The organism is Nostoc sp. LEGE 12447 (assembly GCF_015206985.1).
Classification (GTDB): domain Bacteria; phylum Cyanobacteriota; class Cyanobacteriia; order Cyanobacteriales; family Nostocaceae; genus Nostoc.
The window spans coordinates 212,047-231,177 of sequence record NZ_JADEXT010000007.1 but is presented as its reverse complement, the minus strand read 5'-3'; the positions used below and the strand labels follow the sequence as shown (position 1 = coordinate 231,177).

The following is a 19,131-nucleotide window of genomic DNA, read 5'->3' as shown; positions in this document are numbered from 1 at the left end:
ACTAGCTAATGCTGCATATTGCTAGTAATATTTTTTTTTATTAAAAGAATGTTATTGATTTAGTACGGTTATATATTAACAGACTTAAGTAAAATTTGTGAGTTCAGCAAGGCTTGGGAAAAAAAAGTTAATCCGTAGGGGGGGATATTTTAATTGGGACTATTCAGCAATGCCACTCATGACACATAATCCTCAAATAGGGTAAAAAAAATAGCAGTTTGAATTATGTATAACCCCAGATAAGAAATCGAAAATGAATGTATTTGGGCGAAAAAAAACCTTGGTAGCTACTGCGAAGCGTCAATTTCTCAAAGCGCTCAATGACCGCGACATCGCTGCGATTAATAGCTTAGTTGTAGAGTTACAAAGGATTCTGGGAGCGGAAAAGTTAACTGATTTGATTGTTAATGAGGTAATGGTTGAGTGCGATGGTGACAGCCACAGTTGGTTTTGTCAAATTTTTCTTGGACAAGCCCAATATGAACAGATGGAGGGAAAAGCTCAAAGTAACGTCTTTAAAATTTTAGTGAGTAAAGGTTTGGAACCGGGCAAAGACTTCAGCTCTGGCCACGATCGCAGTATTATTATAGGCGATCGCGCCAAGCAAGTCTTAATCAGCGAAGTGCCCCAGGGGCATCAGGCAGCATTTGAGGCACAGGTAGAATCCTCGCTAGTTTTAGATCCAGTTACCACCATCGAACAGCAGTTAGGTTGTGCATTTTTTACCAATTTGACTGAGATTGCCATTCAACAAATAGAGTTACTGAGTAATTCTCAAGCGGCTGCTTATCTAGGAGTGCTGTTGGCTGGATTAGTATCGCGTCATCCTCAACTTCAGGATGCGGACTTTCCCACACGATTTATTGTCAATGCTCTCCAAGGACTGTCGCAAGAACGAGCAATGGTAATTTTGAACGATCCAGAGACAAATCCCCAGTTCGATGAAATGATTATTTTTGGGCATTTATTAGCAGCAATGGGAGATAAAGAATATCACCGCATTGCTGAAGAAGAGGGTGGTATCAGTCTTGAACAACTCAAAAAACTTGATTTAGTTTGGTGTGGTGAACGTCGGCTTTCAGAAATGATAGCCATGATGGAAAAATGGCATTTCAAAGATAGATAATCAGCAATTTAAAATTCAAACTTTAGTTCTACGCTGGCACAACAACTTTCTCACTACCAGCTAGTCCAAAAGCGGCATGAATGGCTTGCAAAGCTTTAACACCTTGCTCTTGTGCTACAACACAACTAATTTTTATTTCTGAAGTGGCAATCATTTGAATATTAATTTGGTGTTGGGCTAGCGCTTCAAACATTTTGGCAGCAACACCTGGTTGTCCCACCATCCCTGCACCGACAATACTCACTTTAGCGATCGCACTATCTAAAACAACTTCACCCCATCCTAACTCTGCCGCTACTTGAGTAAGCATTTTTTTGGCATTTTCCCCGTCTATCCGCGAGACTGTAAAGGCAATATCTCTCCTAGGAACACCATCAATCACCCGACAGCGCTGAGATTGAATAATCATGTCAACGCTGATATTATGTTGCGCTAATAATCCAAATAACTTCGCCGCCATCCCTGGACGATCTGGTAATTGGCGAATCGCAAGACGCGCTTGATTCAAATCTAAAGCAACACCGCGAACGGGAGGACAATTGGGCAGGGGGGCGGAGGGGCGGAGGGGCAGAGGGGAATCTATACATGCACTCTCCCCTGCTCCCCTGCTCCCCTGCTCCCCTGCTTCTATTTCAAAGGCGGTACGAAGTGCAGTGACGGCGCGATCGCATTCGGCAGCATCGACTACGCAACTTACTTTCACTTCGCTGGTGGAAATCATTTGAATATTCACACCAGCTTCGGCTAAGGTGGCGAACATTTTTGCAGCCACACCGGGACGGCCAATCATTCCTGCGCCAGCGATGCTGACTTTGGCAATGTTATGTTCTAGCATTACCTCGGCTTCGTCAGACTTGGGATTAGATGGATTTCTCAGTGCTGGGGCGATCGCTGCGGCTACTGCTTCTGCCCGTTTTAAGATTGGGGTGGTGACAGTAAAAGCAATGTCATTACTGTTACCTTCATGAATAGACTGAATAATCAAATCTACATCTACTTTTTGTCGGGAAATTTCGCCGAATAACCTGGCTGCTACACCTGGTTTATCGGGTACGCGCAACAAAGCTACCTTGGCTTGGTCAGTGTCAAATTCTACAGCATCTACTGGACGAGCAATTTCTAAATTGATTAGCGATCGCCCTTGGGGTTTGGCTGATGTCACCCAAGTACCTGGTTGATCTGTCCAGCTAGACCTAACTACCAGGGGAACACCATAGTTACGAGCAATTTCTACAGCACGGGGATGCAACACTTTTGCGCCCAAGCTAGCTAGTTCCAACATTTCATCGCAGGTGATGTCATCCATCAATTGGGCTTCGGCTACTAAGCGGGGGTCTGTAGTTAGAATCCCTGGAACATCTGTATAAATTTCACAAAAATTAGCTCTTAATGCGGCTGCGATCGCCACTGCTGATGTGTCAGAACCACCGCGCCCCAAAGTGGTAATTTCCATCTCTCCGGCGCTGGATGTGCCTTGGAACCCTGCTACAACAACTACTTTACCTGCATTTATGTGGCGACAGAGGCGAGTAGTGTCAATATGCAAAATCCGAGCGCGGCTGTGTTCAGCTTCGGTAACAATTCCTACCTGAGCGCCAGTCATAGAAATTGCTGGTTGTCCGAGTTCCTGCAAAGCCATGCTGAGTAAGGCGATGGTTACTTGTTCGCCAGTGGAAAGCAGCATATCCATTTCCCGGCAGTTTGGATTGGGAGAAATTTCATTAGCTAGTTTGACGAGTCCATCGGTGGTTTTGCCCATTGCTGAAACCACTACTACCAGAGAGTTTCCAGCTTGGACAGTTTTATAAACACGCTGTGCGACAGCTTGAATGCGTTCCACTGAACCGACAGATGTACCACCGTATTTCTGAACTATGAGCGCCATAACTTTTATGCAATCAATTGTGTCTGTTTTGCTCAATGCCTCCGCCGGGTTAGGAAGCCTTGAAGATATTAATAGATATTTAGTTTACTAAAAATTGTGTAGCATACCCAATCATAAGTTGATTATTCAAAAACCACATCTTCGTAAAGTGAGGCCATTGTTTCCTCAAAATCCACGCTGTTGAGTCTAAATGATTGATGTTCTGCTGTGTAGGATTGTAAAACCCACAATCCTTGCTCATTGCGGCGAAAACACTCGACTCGCTGACGTTTGGTATTAATTAAAACATACTCTTGCAGACTTTCCAGTGTTTGATAATCGGCGAATTTGTCGCCTCGGTCAAAGGCTTCGGTAGAATTAGATAAAACTTCGACAATTAAACAGGGAAATCTTTTATAACCTGGCGTTTCTTGATCTCGTTGATCGCAAGTAACCATCACATCGGGATAATAAAAGCGATTCAGAGATTCAATTCGGGCTTTCATGTCAGCAATGTAAACACGACAACCAGAGGCGCGCACATGATTACGGAGGAAGGTAGCAAGGTTTCCAGCTATGGTTATATGTGCATCAAGCACCTCAGCCATCGCGTAAATATAGCCGTCTATATATTCATGCTTGATATCGCTCTGTTCCTCCATTTGGAGGTATTCTTCAACAGTGACGTAGTTTTGTTGGGGCGAGGATATCATAGTTGAAACTTTAATTCATAAATATAGGCTTCATTCTAGCGATTGCTTACTATCACCATCTTGATATTCTTGGATTTTGGCATATAAGCTGGCAACTGTTTCTTTAGCAAATAGTTTTTCTTTAACTTGCAAATAGTCGCCTTCACTGAGTTTACAAGCTGCCCAAAATTTCATTACCTTCGACGGTTCTAAGTGGCAGTTAAAAATTAGGTGATAACCCCGCTTGTTTACAAATTTCATTAGCAGTAATACGATCAATGGTACGATGCCGTTTTACCGAAAGAGTTTTGATATCATTAGTATATATAGAATGATTTCCTCCTTCCCTTAATAAATAAAAGCCATTTTGCTCTAAGTATTTAATTAGCTCTTTTCGTTTGACTGACACACTCAAACCTCTATAGGAATTTGTTCCAGCAAAGAACCACCTGTGGGAATTTCTTTATTTTGTTGACGATAGGCAAGAACCATTTCTTTGGTTGCATCTTGTAACATAGCTCTACATTCTTCTATGGTTTCTCCTTCTGTGATGACTTCTTGCCATTCAATAAGTTGTCCCATATATCCGCTATTAGTTTTTGTATATTTTGCAGTGTATGTAATTAACATTGCTATGTTTGTGAAGATAATTATATGATTTATCGTAGCTGATTTTTTGTTGTGGGAGACATTGCTCTTCATCATTCACAACTCATAATAGCTTTCGGCTCAATGATATACCAAAATAAATACGTGAATTACTCAAATGAGAAAGCAAACTGGGGTTTGAATAAATAAAAGCTTATTTTGCTTACGGAAAATACTGAAATGAGAAAGCAAACTGGGGTTTGAATAAGTAAAAGCTTATTTTGCTTGCGGAAAACACCGAAATGAGTAAGCAAACTGGGGTTTGAGTAAGTAAAAGCTCCTTTTGCTTGCGGAAAACACCGAAATGAGAAAGCAAACTGGGGTTTGAGAAAGCAAAAGTTCCTTTTGAGAAAGTAAAAGCTCATTTTGAGTAAGTCGAATGGCATTTTTACTTAGTTCAATATGAATTTTAGTCTAGGCGATACCTTCGGTGAGCTTCGCTAACGCACTTTTCAGTTTTCTCACGGTACGCTTTGCACAAAACTAGCTTATTCTGGATTTTGGGAAAGGCGATCGCGAAGAATTGCCAAATTTTCACGTACCTTAATAATCTGGGGATGATTCACCTCTAACAGTCGCTCAAAAATTTCTAAGGCTTTCTGATACAGTGGTTCAGCTTCGGTGTAACGACCTTGTGAGTAGTAGAGTTTTGCCAGATTGTTGAGACTAATGGCGACATCTGGATGTTCTTCACCCAGCAGTTTACGCCTAAGTGCCAAAGCTTGGATGTTAAGGGGTTCGGCTTCGCTGTATCTGCCTTGGGAGTAGTAGAGTAACGCTAGGTTGTTGAGACCAATGGCGACATCTGGATGTTCTTCACCCAGCAGCTTGTGCCAGAGTGCCAAAGCTTGGATATAAATGGGTTCGGCTTCGCTGTATCTGCCTTGGAAACGGTAGAGTGCCGCTAGGTTGTTGAGGCTAATGGCGACATCTGGATGTTCTTCACCCAGCAGCTTGCGCCAGAGTGCCAAAGCTTGGATGTAAATGGGTTCGGCTTCGCTGTATCTGCCTTGGGAGTAGTAGAGTAACGCTAGGTTATTGAGACTTTCTGCGACACTTGGATGTTCTTCACCCAGCAGCTTGCACCTGAGTGCCAAAGCTTGGATGTTAAAGGGTTCGGCTTCGCTGTATCTGCCTTGGGAGTAGTAGAGTAACGCTAGGTTATTGAGACTTTCTGCGACACTTGGATGTTCTTCACCCAGCAGCTTGCGCCTGAGTGCCAAAGCTTGGATGTTAAAGGGTTCGGCTTCGCTGTATCTACCTTGGAAATGGTAGAGTGTCGCTAGGTTGTTGAGGCTAATGGCGACATCTGGATGTTCTTCACCCAGCAGCTTGCGCCTGAGTGCCAAAGCTTGGATATAAATGGGTTCGGCTTCGCTGTATCTGCCTTGGGAGTAGTAGAGTAACGCTAGGTTATTGAGACTTTCTGCGACACTTGGATGTTCTTCACCCAGCAGCTTGCGCCTGAGTGCCAAAGCTTGGATGTAAAGAGGTTCGGTTTGGTTGTATCTGCCTTGAGAGTCGTAGAGTGTTGCTAGGTTGTTGAGACTTTGTGCGACATCTGGATGTTCTTCACCCAAGCGCTCTTTAGTGACTTTTAAACACTGCTGATACCAAGGTTCAGCCTGAGTATATAATCCTTGACCATTGTAAAATAGAGCGTTGCCGAGGAATGGCGAAATTAAATCATCATTGCTTACATATTGAATCAGATTATTCGCTACTTCAGCTATATGAGGTATGTTGGGAGAAACAGCAGTGATTTGCTGAAGGGTGGGCGAGTCAGAAATCTTCTTGGCATCTGCTACCATCACCCCACAAAGCGATCGCTTTAATTCCTCAACGTTATCTAAACTTGTAAGCTTATATTGAAAAAACTCCCGCAGCAGTGGATGCAGTTGATAGATTCCCTCATCTTTGCGCTGGAGTAAATGCAGATTCAGCAAGCTATTATCTCTAATTTCCTCTAAATCTTCTGCATCTTCATATGGTAAACACTGTTCCACCAGGTTCCAAGGTATAGGTGCGGTGGCAAATAAACTCAATAAACAACCCAGTTGCTTATCACTGTCTTCTAATTCCTGCCAACTCAATTCAAAAGCTGCTAACACACCTCGTTGTGCTGTCATGTCAGCTTCCGACTTAGATTTAGAGAGGGAACGCTCATCTAGTCGTTTGTTCTCCAATCGCCGCAACATTTCTGCTAAAGATAAATCCTGTTTCCGCGCCAAATAGCGCCCCACTAATTCCACACCCAAAGGTAAATATCCCAGCCATTCACACAACTGATTTGCTAAAGCTAATTCTCGCTCAATTCGCTCTGGTGTTTCTTTGAGTAAAGACTTTAATAACCCCAGCGCCGCTTCTGGTTGCAGCACATCTAAAGATAACTTTGCAATGCGTCCCAACTTCTGGCGCGTAGTCATCAACACTTTAAAGCGAGAAGGTAGCGACTGTAAGTAAGGCTTAACTTGCTCGTAGTCGCTGACATCATCCAGCACTAGCAGCACATCACCTTCACGCCAACGCCGCCAACAGTATTGCACTTGGGCGAGTATATCAAAATCTTCTGGCGGCTTTAAATCAAGCTGCGTTCTCGCAAACTGCACAACTTGAATGCCCACATCACCAGTTTTTGCCAGCAACCAGCAAAGTCCACCGTTATATGTTTCATGGTGCTGGATGGCATATTGCAGGGCGAGTTCTGTTTTACCAACTCCACCCATACCAGCAATAGCAGCGATCGCAACTTGTTTATTATCCTGCAAAAGTTGGTGGAGTTTTTGCAATTCTTCTTCGCGTCCAACAAACTCCATTACCCCACTCAGGGGCAAATTTTGCGGTATTTCAGTAGAAACTATTGATTCCCCTTGGGGCGACTTTAGTCAGAAGTTGAAGGTGTTACCAGAAATGGTATTAGTTCCACCTTTAATATTTATCCCCTGCCAATTTTCAATAATAGTGTTCGTTAATTGAGGTTGTGCTTCATTGGCTACAGCTTCTACCGCTTGAGCAATTTCAGGATCTTTCTTTGCCGCTTCCTCTACTTGCTGCCCAATGAGATAAGCTTGACCATAATCTAAAGATTGTGTTTTAGCCTGTTCGATAACCTCCGCCGTGCTAGGTTCCTTGCGTTTCAGCAGAACTAACAACTTTTCGCCTTCGTTCCAAGCCTTTTCGCCGATGATTTCCCCAGTTTTTTCAAAGGCTTTGGTGATTACCAAGGTTGCGATCGCAGCTGCTGTCAGCGATACTGGCTCCATAAGTTTGCCAAAGTATACGAGATTTTACTTATGGTTCTCAGTTTAACAGCCCTTTTAAATTAAAGGGACGACTCCAACAAGTGAAATCGTCCCTTTAAATTTATAAATAGTGAAATATACTCTATCTGCTTACTCTCGAAGGTTCAACCCACTCATCCCAAGAGCTATCATAGCCATCATAAGTAATTTTATAAAGATCGTTACTAACTTCTAAAACCTGCCCTTTATACCATTTCCTCTTCCACAAAACTCTCACTGCATCTCCAACTTCAAATGATGCTCGGAAGCGTTCAGCACCAACCCATTCATTCCAGGAACTATCATAACCTTCATAAGTAATATAGCAATTATCATCATTAACCTTAAGTACAGTTACTGGATACCATTTTTCCTTCCAAAGAACCTCAGCTTTTTGTCCTACAGAACAGGGTGAAGCAGCAAAAGCACTGGGAATCAATGTGCCTACCCAAGTTGCCATGAATATGGCACCAAACAATACTTTATTTTTCATGATTCTATTCTCAAACAGTAAAACGAAATTTTGATTGTGATTTATGGAAATCTAATTAAAAAATTTCCACTAACTGTTACTATTGTGATGGAATCAAATTAGCGATCGCCTCAGCAAAAATTATGAACTTTTACTGCTAGTTATGAAGATATCGCATTTAAAATTAACAGCATTTATAAATTTTACTTAGTCGAAAGGCTCAGATTCCCGACTTCTTCAAGAAGTCGGGAATCTAATTCATTATTAGTATTCATACTGAAACTGAATTTTACAGTTTATTGATATTTTTTAAATTCCGGGTTCTAAATCTAATTTCATAAATTCCTAACAAACCCGATGCTACTAGCAAAGGTAAGAAATAATAGACTCCCCGATAAGCTAACATTGACCCCAAAATTGCCGCCGCCGAAACTTGGGATGAGAGAATCAGCAAAATTATAGTTTCAAATACACCTAAACCACCAGGAACATTACTAACAACACCTGCAAACATCGCTAGCAAATAGATACCCAGAAAATCCAGATAAGAGAAAGATATATTAGTGGGAAGCACCGCATAAAGAATTGCTGCTGCCAAAATCCAATCAAGACCAGAAATTGCTATCTGAATAAGGGATATCTTAAAAGAAGGAAATCGAAATTCTTGTCCACGAATTATTAAAGGTTGTTTAATAAAAATACTTCCTAGCAAATAACTAGCCACCAATAGGAGAAAAATCACGCCGATGGGACGCACAGTAGCAAAAGGTAAATGTAGTTGAGTGGGAATTTTGAGGGGGTTGATGAGGAATAAGCAACCTGCAACGGCAAACATCCCCAACCAAAAAGTAAAATTGGCGAAAGCAATTACTTGAGCGATCGCAACTGCTGGCACTCCCCAACTAGCATAAAATCGATAACGGATAGCACTGCCAGTCAGCAAAGCAAAACCTATAGTATTACTAAACGCAGAGCTAATAAAGCTGGTTAAAGCAATCTTGTTCCAGTTTAGGGAACGATTAATGTAACTAAAACCCAAAATATCATACCCAATCATCACTAGATAGCCCAAAACCGTCAGCCAAATTGCCCAGCTTAAGCGGCTTTTGGGGATAGCAGCTAGAGAGTTGAGGATGTCACGATAATTATACTCATGCAGTTCGTTAGCGATCGCCCACAGGGAAAGCACCAGCAGCGACAAGCCAAACAGTGTGCTGAAATTCAGTTGCAGTTTTTTAAGCATCGTGAAGAAACTTATCCTAACTTATGACTTTTAACTTACAACAAGTCGCAAAGTTTCCATCCTGTTGACACAACATTGACAACTTACTTCCGTAAACTTAATGGTTGCCAGCACAGACTGTCCAATGCTCTACAAAGATGAACTACAAACAACCAAAAATTCTCTTGCTAGTTTCAGTATTAACCCTAGTTAGCTGTAATTTATCCCAAAATGTCGTAGCAAAACCACCTCTACAGCAAGATTTAAAAACAACTCCTTCCGTTCTTTCAACAAAGTCTAATACTGGCGACTCAGCTACTCACTTAACCTACAAAATTGAAACCTACGATAGTCAATTAATGGGTGCAAATCGCACTTATGGCGTTTCTTTACCCCCTGGCTATGAACAAAACCCAAAACAAAGATATCCTGTAATCTTTCTCCTCCACGGTGGACATGGTAATCCCAATGATTGGTTTATTCAGAATAAGGGACAAGCTCTCAAGACAGTGGAACAACTTTATACTACAGGTAAGCTCCCACCTAGCATTATTATCACACCAGATGGCAACGACAAACGTGGCTCTAGTCCCTACCGAGATCCAGAATATATTGATGGCCCTAACGGTAAAGTCTCCACAGCCGTGGGTGATGAGTTAGTAAAAGTCGTGCAAAGCCGTTATCGTACAGTAACTAATCCAGATTTTTGGGCAATAGGTGGTTTATCTTCTGGTGCTTGGGGTGCAATGAATGTAGGGTTACATAATGTAAATCATTTCTCAATTTTATTTAGTCATAGTGGTTATTTTAAAGATAAAAGCGGCCCAACAAATAGCCCAATAATTTATATCAAAAGCATTCCCACACCAGCTAAAAAACGATTGCGAATTTACTTAGATTCAGGCAAAGCAGATATTGAAGAAATCGATGAAGCTAAAAATTTCTCTAAAGTACTAAATAACCTCAAAATTTATAATTTGTTTCGTCAATTTCCTGGCAGTCACACTTGGCAATATTGGCGGGAACATTTAGCCGATTCTTTGACATTTGTGGGCGAACAATTTAAATCTGCTGAAATGGCAAGTATGACTCGTAATGTAGGTGTTAATAATAAAAATCCTTAGCGATCGCCAGGATAAATAATACTATTTTGTAAATCCGTTGATATTTAAATATCACTGTGGAAAACTCTACCGCCATTCTTAAGCAGATTCACTATAGTAAGTTCGGACGGAGGTGATTTTTTAACCCTAAAAAAATATGAAAATTTCTAAATTGTTAATTAGTTTGCTAGGAGCGATCGCACTTCTCACTACTGCTGGTTATTATTATGTATTTATATTAGGTGCGCCGCAATTAGACCCACCCCAAAAAGTTGCAAAGACTGGACTAAAGTTTCAATTAGCAACCTTTAACTCTCAAGCGATGGGTGCAGTCCGCAACTATGGCGTGATTTTGCCGCCTGATTATGATAAAAATCAGCAAAAGCGCTACCCGGTGATATTCTTATTGCACGGTGGTCATGATGATGCTCGTGCTTATGCTGATAAGTATGCAGTCTTAGATGTACTTCATCAACTTTATCAAAATGGAAAATTACCGCGATCAATTGTGATTACACCTGATGGTAATGATAATCGTGGTTCCAGTCCTTTCTACGATCCTGATTACTTTGATGGGCCGAATGGCAAAATAGGGACTTTAATTGGTTCTGAGTTAGTGCAAGTCATCAAGTCTCGCTACCGCACTTTAGAAGAACCCCAGTTTTGGGCTCTGGGAGGTCTGTCTTCTGGGGGATGGGGGGCATTTAATATAGGGTTACGCTATCTTAACAACTTCCACATTTTGTTTAGCCATAGCGGTTATTTTACCGATAATAGCGGTTCACAAAATAGTCCCCAACAAATTGTGCAACAGCTACCGCTTCAAGATAGGAAGCGATTGCATATTTACTTGGATGCAGGTTTGAATGATACTAATTTATTGGCTTCTACCAAAGCCTTCCACGAAACCTTAAATAAATTAGGCATTGATCACGTATTTTATGCGTTTCCAGGAGGTCATGGCTTATCTGGTGCTGATATAGGCTGGAACTACTTTCACAAACACCTTAAAGATTCGCTCTCGTATGTAGGGGAACAATTTCAAAAGTTAGGAGTTAAAAGTTAGGAGTTAAGAGTTAAGAGTTTTAACACCAAAACAAATGACAAATGACAAATGACAAATGACTAATAACAAATGACTAATAATTTAAAAACTCAGATTGGACTTTGGAGTGCAGCTTTCCTTACTGGTTTAGTGGGAGTAGTAAATTTGTTGTCAGCAGTGACACCTAACTTGTATGGGCGGAATCACTGGTTAAAGGAATTTTTGCCATTTGAAATTCGTGCCACGGGTCATATATTTGCAGCGTTGACTGGGTTTGTTTTACTCGCGCTTGCTACTAATTTATTACGCAGAAAAAGAATTGCCTGGTTACTAACCATTGCTTTACTAGTAATTTCCATCTTCAGCCATTTGTTCAAGGGATTGGACTATGAAGAAAGTCTACTCTCTGGAGTTTTATTGGTGCAATTAATCTTGATGCGCCATTTTTTCACGGCACAATCAGATCGTCCTTCAATAGCACGGGGAGTTAGAGTGCTGATAGGTGCTTTACTATTTACCCTGGCATACGGAACTATTGGATTTTATTTATTAGACGGCAAATTTTCAGAAAATTTTAATTGGCGTGAAGCTGTACTTCAGACTTTAGCGATGTTCTTCACTGAGGATAATTGGGGACTGCAACCAAAGAGCCGATTTGGGGAATTTTTTGCTAATTCTATCTATATTATTGCCGCAGTTACTATTACCTATGCAATAGTAATGTTATTGCAACCTGTATTTTGGCGTAATCTAGGAACGCCAAAAGAGCGCCAAAGAGTTAAAGAAATTGTCGAACAATATGGACATTCTTCTTTAGCAGCGATCGCACTCTTAAATGACAAGAGTTATTATTTTAGCCCTACTGGTAATAGTGTAATAGCTTATGTTCCCAAAGGCAGGGGTGCGATCGCATTAGGAGATCCCATCGGCCCCATTGAAGACCGCCAAGAGACAATTGTTGCTTTCTGGCAGTTTTGCCAGCGCAATGACTGGTATCCAGGCTTTTACCAAACTTTGCCCGATGATGTTGAGCTTTACAAATCATTGGGATTTAAGGTACTCAAGATTGGAGAAGAAGCGATCGTTGACCTGAAAAGTTTTACATTACAAGGTAAAGCCGGTAAAAACTTTAGACCATCAATCAATCGTTTAACTAAACTGGGATACCAAATCGAGTTTTACCAACCACCTATTACTGATGGTTTGTTGCACCTCCTTAAACCTGTGAGTGATGAATGGCTAAAGATGGTACAAGGTTCAGAAAAACAATTTTCTTTGGGCTGGTTTGACGAAGCTTATCTGCGAGAGTGCGAGATTGCTGTGGTGCATACTCCCGAAGGTAACATCAGCGCCTTTGCCAACATTCTCCGGGAGTACCAACTCAACGAAGCAACTATTGACATGATGCGACATCGCTCATCTCTTGAGAATGGGACGATGGACTTTCTATTTATTTCTCTGCTTCAGCATTTTAAAGAGTGTGGTTACGACAGCTTTAATTTCGGTCTTTCTGCCCTTGCGGGAGTTGGAGACAACCCAGAAGCACGCCGTTTAGAGAGAGTCTTGCACTATCTTTACAAGCATTTGAATCGCTTCTACAACTTCAAGGGGCTACACACCTACAAAGATAAGTTCCGCCCCAGTTGGGAACCGCGTTATTTGGTTTACCCCAGTTTAGCTGCCTTACCAGATGTAGTTGTAGCATTGATTCGCGCAGATTCAGGCGATCGCCTTTTTGATTATTTCAAACCCGGAGCCTAAAGGCATCTATTCTGGCATTAACCCCATAACACCTCATTCGACTTCTTGCAGAAGTGGGGAAAGGGGAAGGGGATGAAATTTCCCCTTACCCTTTACCCTTTCCCCGACATCTTGGCATTTGTTACTTTTGCAAGATGTCTATTCTAGGGCGATATCTACGATTGACTCGTCTGCACAAATTGACATTTTTGTGATACAATTGTACTATAAAAGCATAAAAGGGGAAAGAGATGATGATTGTCGCGCCACTTGCGGGCGAGGTTTTACCTTCCTCATAAAATTTGGATTATTTCGCGCCACTTGCGGGCGAGGTTTTTACCTTTCCCCCTTCCCCTTCTTATGAATATCCGGTGAGTATGTAACGCTAAGTCTGACAGGAAATGTCCAAAGTTTGTCATAACTGAATCCCCATAGTAGTTAGTACACTGAGGCCAAAATTTCCCTTATCTTGAATGAGGGGCAAAATCTCCTTGTCTCTATTTGGCATCAATTTATTTTGTGTTTGTCCTTCAAGTTTTCACGGTTGGAAGAACTTATTAGAAACCGTGGCTTTAACAGACTTATTGACATTTATACGGAAGGTGAAAATATGAGAAATAATCAAATTTCTCTGCCAGAACTCATCAAATTTTTTGCAGAATATCGCAACAATATCATCATTAATATCAAGCACCTGCAAGAAAATTATCAAAGAACAGGTATCAAGCGCCTTAAAGGTGTGAGAGATGAAAAAGGGGAACTCTTACAACCTTGGTTGCAAACAGAATATATAGATAATGCTGAGTATGTTGGTATGGGCGAGTTTCAATTTAACCGCAATACCGCTACTATCAATATGCTTATCAAGCGTAAAGTCAAACTTACTAAATCTGAAGATAAAACCCCTACTCTTGAGGTAGCAGGTTTGCTGGTAAATGACCTCAATAGCTTTAATAACTACACGATTGTAAGTGACGGTAAAATCAATATAAAGTCTTTACAAGTCAAAATTAGTAGTAAAAAAGCTTTTGATTGGCTCAAAGAAAAGGGTGTATTAGATGCAGAAAATTTTGACTTCCATGCTGAATATACCATCCAGCTAGATAACTTGCCGCTTGTAGCTTCTAATAGCTCTTACAGTAATATTGATGGGCTATTCAATCAACTCGCAGAAATTAAAGTACTTACTAGTATTATTTCCGCTTACTTGAAAAAAGAGTCAGATGTATTTATAGCGCCGCAGTTAGATGAGTTTAAAAAACACTATCTGTCCAAGAATACTTACATCAATTTCCCTACAACTAATGAATACACCAATATCCACGAAGCTTTAGTTAATGGTACTCTTGATTCCAGATTGAGCTATAAAATCGATATCGGCAGTCAAGATATTCTGAACTTGAGTAAGTTCCCTTCTGCTAACAAGTTTCTGAATAGAATGTATCGTCTTTATGATAAAGAAACTGGAGAAATTATCATTAAGCCGAATTTTGAGATGGTATTTAATGAAAATCTCGCTGTTAGGCACAGGTTACTGTCATCACGTACTAAGATTACGAAAGTTGACGAGTTTATGAAACCAATTTTCGATGATTTTCTTGGGCTTGATCAAAATGGCATAGTTATAGATATTCTGAAGAAAGTTGGTGCTGATATTTTGGCGCAGTTATTTCAAGAGAAACAAACTGGTAAGCAAATCAGCAAAGAAGAAATGGTTGCAGCTTTGAGCGCAGCGAATATCAAGCTAGAGAAATATGTAGAAAATATCTACCAAGATAAGATTTCCCCTTTGGTATTTTACATTGGTTGTACTGGTCTATTGCCAGATGAAATAAAAGCAAAACCCATGACTGCTGAAGAAGCTGCTGCTAAATATCCAAATCTACAATTTTCTAAAAATGAGCAAGAAGGCACTTTTTTTGCAGTTGGTAATAGTATTATCAGCATCTATGTCAAGACTGAATATTACAGCAAACTTATTTCTGTCGGTATAGACAATTAGATTGCATATACCAATAACCCAAAGATCCCCGACTTCTTAGAGAAGCCGGGGATCTTGTTTATGCACTTTTGGATTGCTATAGCAATTATAATTATGGGTTTCCCAAAATACAGCTAGAGTTTGGACGTATCAAGAAATTGGACTTGCAGACGAAGGACTCATTACAATAGTGTTGCCTAAAAAGTTGCTGTCTACATGCTCAATGCTGACCGGATAAATAAATCAGCAATGCCACCAATTCCTCTCCCCAAACCTGGGATTATGAACAGAAGCATCATGCCAAAGATTCCGAATTGAGTATATTGCAGTGGCTTTAGCTGAGGAAAAATCTCACTGAAAATATGAAAGCCATCCAGTGGTGGAATTGGCAGCAGATTAAACAGAAATAAGGTCAAATTGATCCGAGCCGCTAAGTAAAAAAATTCGACACTCAAAAGTCCTGAAAGATTAAAAAGTTTGAGCAACACAGTAAATAGAATACCTAATGCCAGATTCGACAATGGGCCTGCTGCGGATACCAAAATATTGCCTAGCTTACCAGAACGAAACTTAGAGGGGTTGACGGGCATTTGTCCCCAAGCTATACCCATGAGGCAAAGAAAGATGATTGATTCTTTACCCATGTGAACTACAGGATTAAGCGTCAGATGACCAGTTTGTTGGGGAGTGTTATCTCCCTGACTCATCGCAGCCCAGCCGTGAGCAAGTTCATGCAAAGTAATGGAGAATATGACAATTACAACGATTCTGAAAAAATGAATCGGCTCTGTGATGAGTGTTTGGATAAACATATATTTTGGCTTGTGGTATGGTTAAAGCTGAAATCCGCACTTTCTGAAGATATGCACGAAAAAGTTATCCAATTTAAAAACTGCAAACCTTGAGAATCAAGGTTGCTCGCAAATAAATTAGGTAAGTTATTTTTGCGCGGTATAAGAGGTTGTTTGAAAAGTCTAATTTATTACTCACCGGGCGACTGTAAGTCGCGGCTACACAGGCAAAACCCACCTCCGTGGGTTAAAAACATTGATTTTCTCTTAGTCCTCGCAGGTGGACAACTTTTAGAGACGCACTCGCATTCGTTTGTGTAGTAGCGTTCGCCCTTGGGTGCCGGAGGCATCATTCTATTCGCCTAAAACTTTTCAAACTGGTTGTTGAGAATAAAGCAAATCAGTTGCTTGAAATCAGCCTTTTCTCACCATGATGATAGAAGTTCTCATCTATACTGGCTGCAATGCGTCATAAAGCTCAGTAAGACAGTATTTGTATAATAATTTACTAGCTATATTTTGGTAATGGCCCATGTGTGTAATAACAAACTCGCTGTTTTAATAGTATTAAATATACTCCGTAATAGCCTATAGTAGTTGTTCGTATATTTTTAAAATTAACTTTACTCACTTTTGAGATCGCCAATAGCTTGTATAGCTTCAAAAACTTAATTGATAGCATTTAAGTGTGAAAAAATTCTAGCAAATAATACGTATTTTAAATTGAAGATGTTGTATAGAAAATTCTAGTAGCATTAATTATTTATTGGATGTTTCAGCTTTATTAAGCAACATTTGTTCATAACTGACTATAGGTTAATTCTCAGCCGATTATTACTTAGTTAAATTTATTACGAGCAACTTAAATGTTATTTACTAAATAATTTAAAAATTAATACAGTCATTAGACAGGATATTAACGGCTTATTGGTATTATTTTGATGCACCAACGCAATGATGATGAAAAACAATGGATGAAGATCAGCGCCGTTCTTATTGGCGTGCTAATACTGCTTTAATTCGTAATCTTTTAATTGTCTGGGCATTGGTTTCCCTAGTTTTTAGTATTTTGTTGGTTCAACCTTTGAATGCAATACGGTTTTTTGGCGTACCCTTTGGCTTTTGGATGGCTCAACAAGGGTCAATCCTGGTATTTGTGGCCTTGATTTTCATTTATGCCTTCCAAATGGATAAGCTAGACCGCAAATACAATCTTAGCAAGCAAGACCATAAATACAATATTAGGAAGTGAGGAAAAACCGTGTCTGTTGAAATTTGGACTATTGTATTAGTTGGACTTTCTTTCGTCGCCTACATTTATATTGGTTGGCAATCACGAGTCGAAAATAGTAAAGACTTTTTTATAGCAGGTCAAGGGATACCTTCAATTGCTAATGGTGCGGCTACCGCGGCCGACTGGATGTCAGCAGCCTCCTTTATTTCAATGGCGGGGCTGATTTCTTTTTTGGGTTACGACGGTTCTATTTATTTAATGGGGTGGACTGGCGGCTATGTACTGCTAGCATTATTACTGGCTCCCTACCTACGGAAATTTGGGAAGTATACAGTGCCAGATTTCGTAGGCGATCGCTACTACTCTAATATCGCCCGTTTAGTGGCAGTAGTTGCAGCCATTTTCATCTCCCTAACCTATGTTGCTGGACAAATGCGGGGCGTGGGCATTGTTTTTAGCCGCTTCCTACAAGTCGATATCAATACAGGTGTAATCATCGGTATGGTGATCGTCGGCTTTTTCTCTGTGTTGGGGGGGATGAAAGGTATTACCTGGACGCAAGTAGCACAGTACTGCGTGTTGATTTTTGCTTACCTGATTCCAGCGATCGCGATCGCCTGGTTTCTCACTGGTAATCCTATTCCTCAGCTAGCATTTACCTTCAGTGATATTGGAGAAAAACTTAATCAAATTCAGGTTGACCTGGGTTTTAAGCAATATACTGAGCCATTTGTGAACAAGTCGATGCTAGATGTGCTGTTTACCACCATTGCTTTGATGGTAGGCACGGCTGGCTTACCCCATATCATCGTCCGTTTTTACACAGTAAAAAGTGTGCGTGCAGCCCGTTTTTCTGCTGGTTGGGCATTGCTATTTATTGCCATTCTTTATACAACGGCTCCAGCCCTTTCCATGTTTGCCCGCTACAACCTAATCGATTCCCTGCACAATCATACAGTTGCAGAAGTGCAGCAGCTAGACTGGGCGACGAAGTGGGAAAAAACTAAACTTTTGGGTTTTGATGACATAAATAAGGATGGGCGTTTCCAGTTAACTCCAAATAAGGAGACTAATGAAATAAAGATCGACCCAGATATCATCGTACTTTCCACCCCGGAGGTAGCTAACCTCCCTCCGTGGGTGATTGGCTTGGTAGCGGCTGGCGGTTTGGCTGCTGCTTTGTCTACAGCATCAGGTTTATTGCTGGTAATTTCCAGTTCCATCGCCCACGATATCTACTACCGGATCGTAGATTCATCAGCCTCAGAACAAAAACGGGTGTTTGTCGGGCGGATCATGGTAGGTTTTTCCCTCGTCCTTGCTGGTTATTTTGGCGTGAATCCACCAGGATTTGTGAGCCAGGTGGTGGCTTTTGCCTTTGGTTTAGCTGCTGCTAGTTTCTTTCCAGTGATTTTCTTGGGGATTTTCGACAAGCGCACTAACTCTGAAGGTGCGATCGCCGGTATGTTAACGGGTTTACTGTTTACGATAATCTACATTGTCGGCGTTAAGTTTGGGGGTATGCAACCCTGGTTTTTTGGGGTTTCTCCTGAAGGAATTGGTACTTTGGGTATGCTAATTAACTTTGCTGTCACCCTAGTAGTTTCACGCCTAACACCACCACCTCCAGCAGAAATTCAAGCAATGGTAGAAGACCTCCGCAGCCCATTGATTGAAGAATCATTGGTTGAAGAATAAGAGATTGGGTGGGTATGGGGAATGGGGTATTTCTTTTTCACTCCCTTATCTCTAAATACGCTTGGGATAAGCTTTTTCTTCCCCCCCCTGCCCATTTCATGAGAATCTCACTATCCCAGGATTTGAGAACGTTCATTTATTCTCCAGTTTTAGCAATCCTTTGGTGATTAATACCACCTTTGGCAAAGCCCTCAAGTAAAGATGAGATTATTATCCAGCTATTTTTTTATTGCT

17 protein-coding genes are annotated in these 19,131 nt (G+C 40.9%); 7 read left to right on the top strand and 10 right to left on the bottom strand.

Going from position 1 to position 19,131, the window contains the following annotated elements; translation table 11 throughout:
• Positions 1-253: 253 nt before the first annotated feature.
• Complete coding sequence (locus tag IQ274_RS11390) at positions 254-1,126, top strand: hypothetical protein (protein ID WP_194142322.1); 873 nt, start codon at positions 254-256, stop codon at positions 1,124-1,126.
• Positions 1,127-1,154: 28 nt separating this feature from the next.
• On the opposite strand, the gene IQ274_RS11385 is transcribed toward IQ274_RS11390, so the two are convergent.
• From IQ274_RS11385 to IQ274_RS11345, 9 genes are all read right to left on the bottom strand, one after another.
• On the bottom strand, positions 1,155-3,011 hold the full coding sequence (locus IQ274_RS11385; protein WP_194142321.1) for an aspartate kinase: 1,857 nt from the start codon (positions 3,009-3,011) through the stop codon (positions 1,155-1,157).
• A 122-nt stretch (positions 3,012-3,133) separates the two neighbouring features.
• Complete coding sequence (locus IQ274_RS11380) at positions 3,134-3,703, bottom strand: Uma2 family endonuclease (RefSeq protein ID WP_194142320.1); 570 nt, start codon at positions 3,701-3,703, stop codon at positions 3,134-3,136.
• A 30-nt stretch (positions 3,704-3,733) separates the two neighbouring features.
• Complete coding sequence (locus IQ274_RS11375; RefSeq protein WP_228058143.1) at positions 3,734-3,877, bottom strand: hypothetical protein; 144 nt, start codon at positions 3,875-3,877, stop codon at positions 3,734-3,736.
• Between the two features lie 25 nt (positions 3,878-3,902).
• Positions 3,903-4,091, bottom strand: coding sequence for a type II toxin-antitoxin system HicA family toxin (locus tag IQ274_RS11370; RefSeq protein WP_194142318.1), 189 nt, complete (start codon positions 4,089-4,091; stop codon positions 3,903-3,905).
• Positions 4,092-4,093: 2 nt separating this feature from the next.
• Positions 4,094-4,312 carry a type II toxin-antitoxin system HicB family antitoxin gene (locus IQ274_RS11365; RefSeq protein ID WP_041565577.1) on the bottom strand — a complete coding sequence of 73 codons (219 nt, stop codon included), beginning with the start codon at positions 4,310-4,312 and terminating at the stop codon, positions 4,094-4,096.
• Between the two features lie 506 nt (positions 4,313-4,818).
• Positions 4,819-7,146, bottom strand: a complete 2,328-nt coding sequence (locus tag IQ274_RS11360; protein WP_194142317.1) for a tetratricopeptide repeat protein — start codon at positions 7,144-7,146, stop codon at positions 4,819-4,821.
• A 69-nt stretch (positions 7,147-7,215) separates the two neighbouring features.
• Positions 7,216-7,593 carry a hypothetical protein gene (locus IQ274_RS11355; RefSeq protein ID WP_194142316.1) on the bottom strand — a complete coding sequence of 126 codons (378 nt, stop codon included), beginning with the start codon at positions 7,591-7,593 and terminating at the stop codon, positions 7,216-7,218.
• 121 nt (positions 7,594-7,714) lie between these two features.
• Entirely contained in the window at positions 7,715-8,104 is a 390-nt protein-coding gene (locus IQ274_RS11350) for an agenet domain-containing protein (protein ID WP_194142315.1), read from the bottom strand.
• Positions 8,105-8,372: 268 nt separating this feature from the next.
• Positions 8,373-9,326, bottom strand: a complete 954-nt coding sequence (locus IQ274_RS11345) for a lysylphosphatidylglycerol synthase domain-containing protein (protein WP_194142314.1) — start codon at positions 9,324-9,326, stop codon at positions 8,373-8,375.
• A gap of 137 nt (positions 9,327-9,463) precedes the next feature.
• Between IQ274_RS11345 and IQ274_RS11340 the strand changes: the two genes are divergently transcribed.
• The 4 genes from IQ274_RS11340 to IQ274_RS11325 all read left to right on the top strand — a co-directional run bounded on the left by IQ274_RS11340 (position 9,464) and on the right by IQ274_RS11325 (position 15,195).
• Positions 9,464-10,429, top strand: coding sequence for an alpha/beta hydrolase (locus IQ274_RS11340; protein ID WP_194142313.1), 966 nt, complete (start codon positions 9,464-9,466; stop codon positions 10,427-10,429).
• A 136-nt stretch (positions 10,430-10,565) separates the two neighbouring features.
• Positions 10,566-11,474, top strand: coding sequence for an alpha/beta hydrolase (locus IQ274_RS11335; RefSeq protein ID WP_194142312.1), 909 nt, complete (start codon positions 10,566-10,568; stop codon positions 11,472-11,474).
• Between the two features lie 69 nt (positions 11,475-11,543).
• Complete coding sequence (locus IQ274_RS11330; RefSeq protein ID WP_194142311.1) at positions 11,544-13,214, top strand: phosphatidylglycerol lysyltransferase domain-containing protein; 1,671 nt, start codon at positions 11,544-11,546, stop codon at positions 13,212-13,214.
• 523 nt (positions 13,215-13,737) lie between these two features.
• Complete coding sequence (locus tag IQ274_RS11325; protein WP_228058140.1) at positions 13,738-15,195, top strand: hypothetical protein; 1,458 nt, start codon at positions 13,738-13,740, stop codon at positions 15,193-15,195.
• 191 nt (positions 15,196-15,386) lie between these two features.
• On the opposite strand, the gene IQ274_RS11320 is transcribed toward IQ274_RS11325, so the two are convergent.
• The gene (locus IQ274_RS11320) at positions 15,387-15,986 is read right to left on the bottom strand and encodes a site-2 protease family protein (RefSeq protein WP_163929351.1); all 600 of its coding nucleotides are present in this window, start codon (positions 15,984-15,986) and stop codon (positions 15,387-15,389) included.
• Positions 15,987-16,935: 949 nt separating this feature from the next.
• Here IQ274_RS11320 and IQ274_RS11315 point away from each other — a divergent pair.
• On the top strand, positions 16,936-17,217 hold the full coding sequence (locus IQ274_RS11315; RefSeq protein ID WP_114083898.1) for a DUF4212 domain-containing protein: 282 nt from the start codon (positions 16,936-16,938) through the stop codon (positions 17,215-17,217).
• A 9-nt stretch (positions 17,218-17,226) separates the two neighbouring features.
• Complete coding sequence (locus tag IQ274_RS11310) at positions 17,227-18,897, top strand: VC_2705 family sodium/solute symporter (RefSeq protein ID WP_163929350.1); 1,671 nt, start codon at positions 17,227-17,229, stop codon at positions 18,895-18,897.
• The last annotated feature ends 234 nt before the right edge of the window (positions 18,898-19,131 follow it).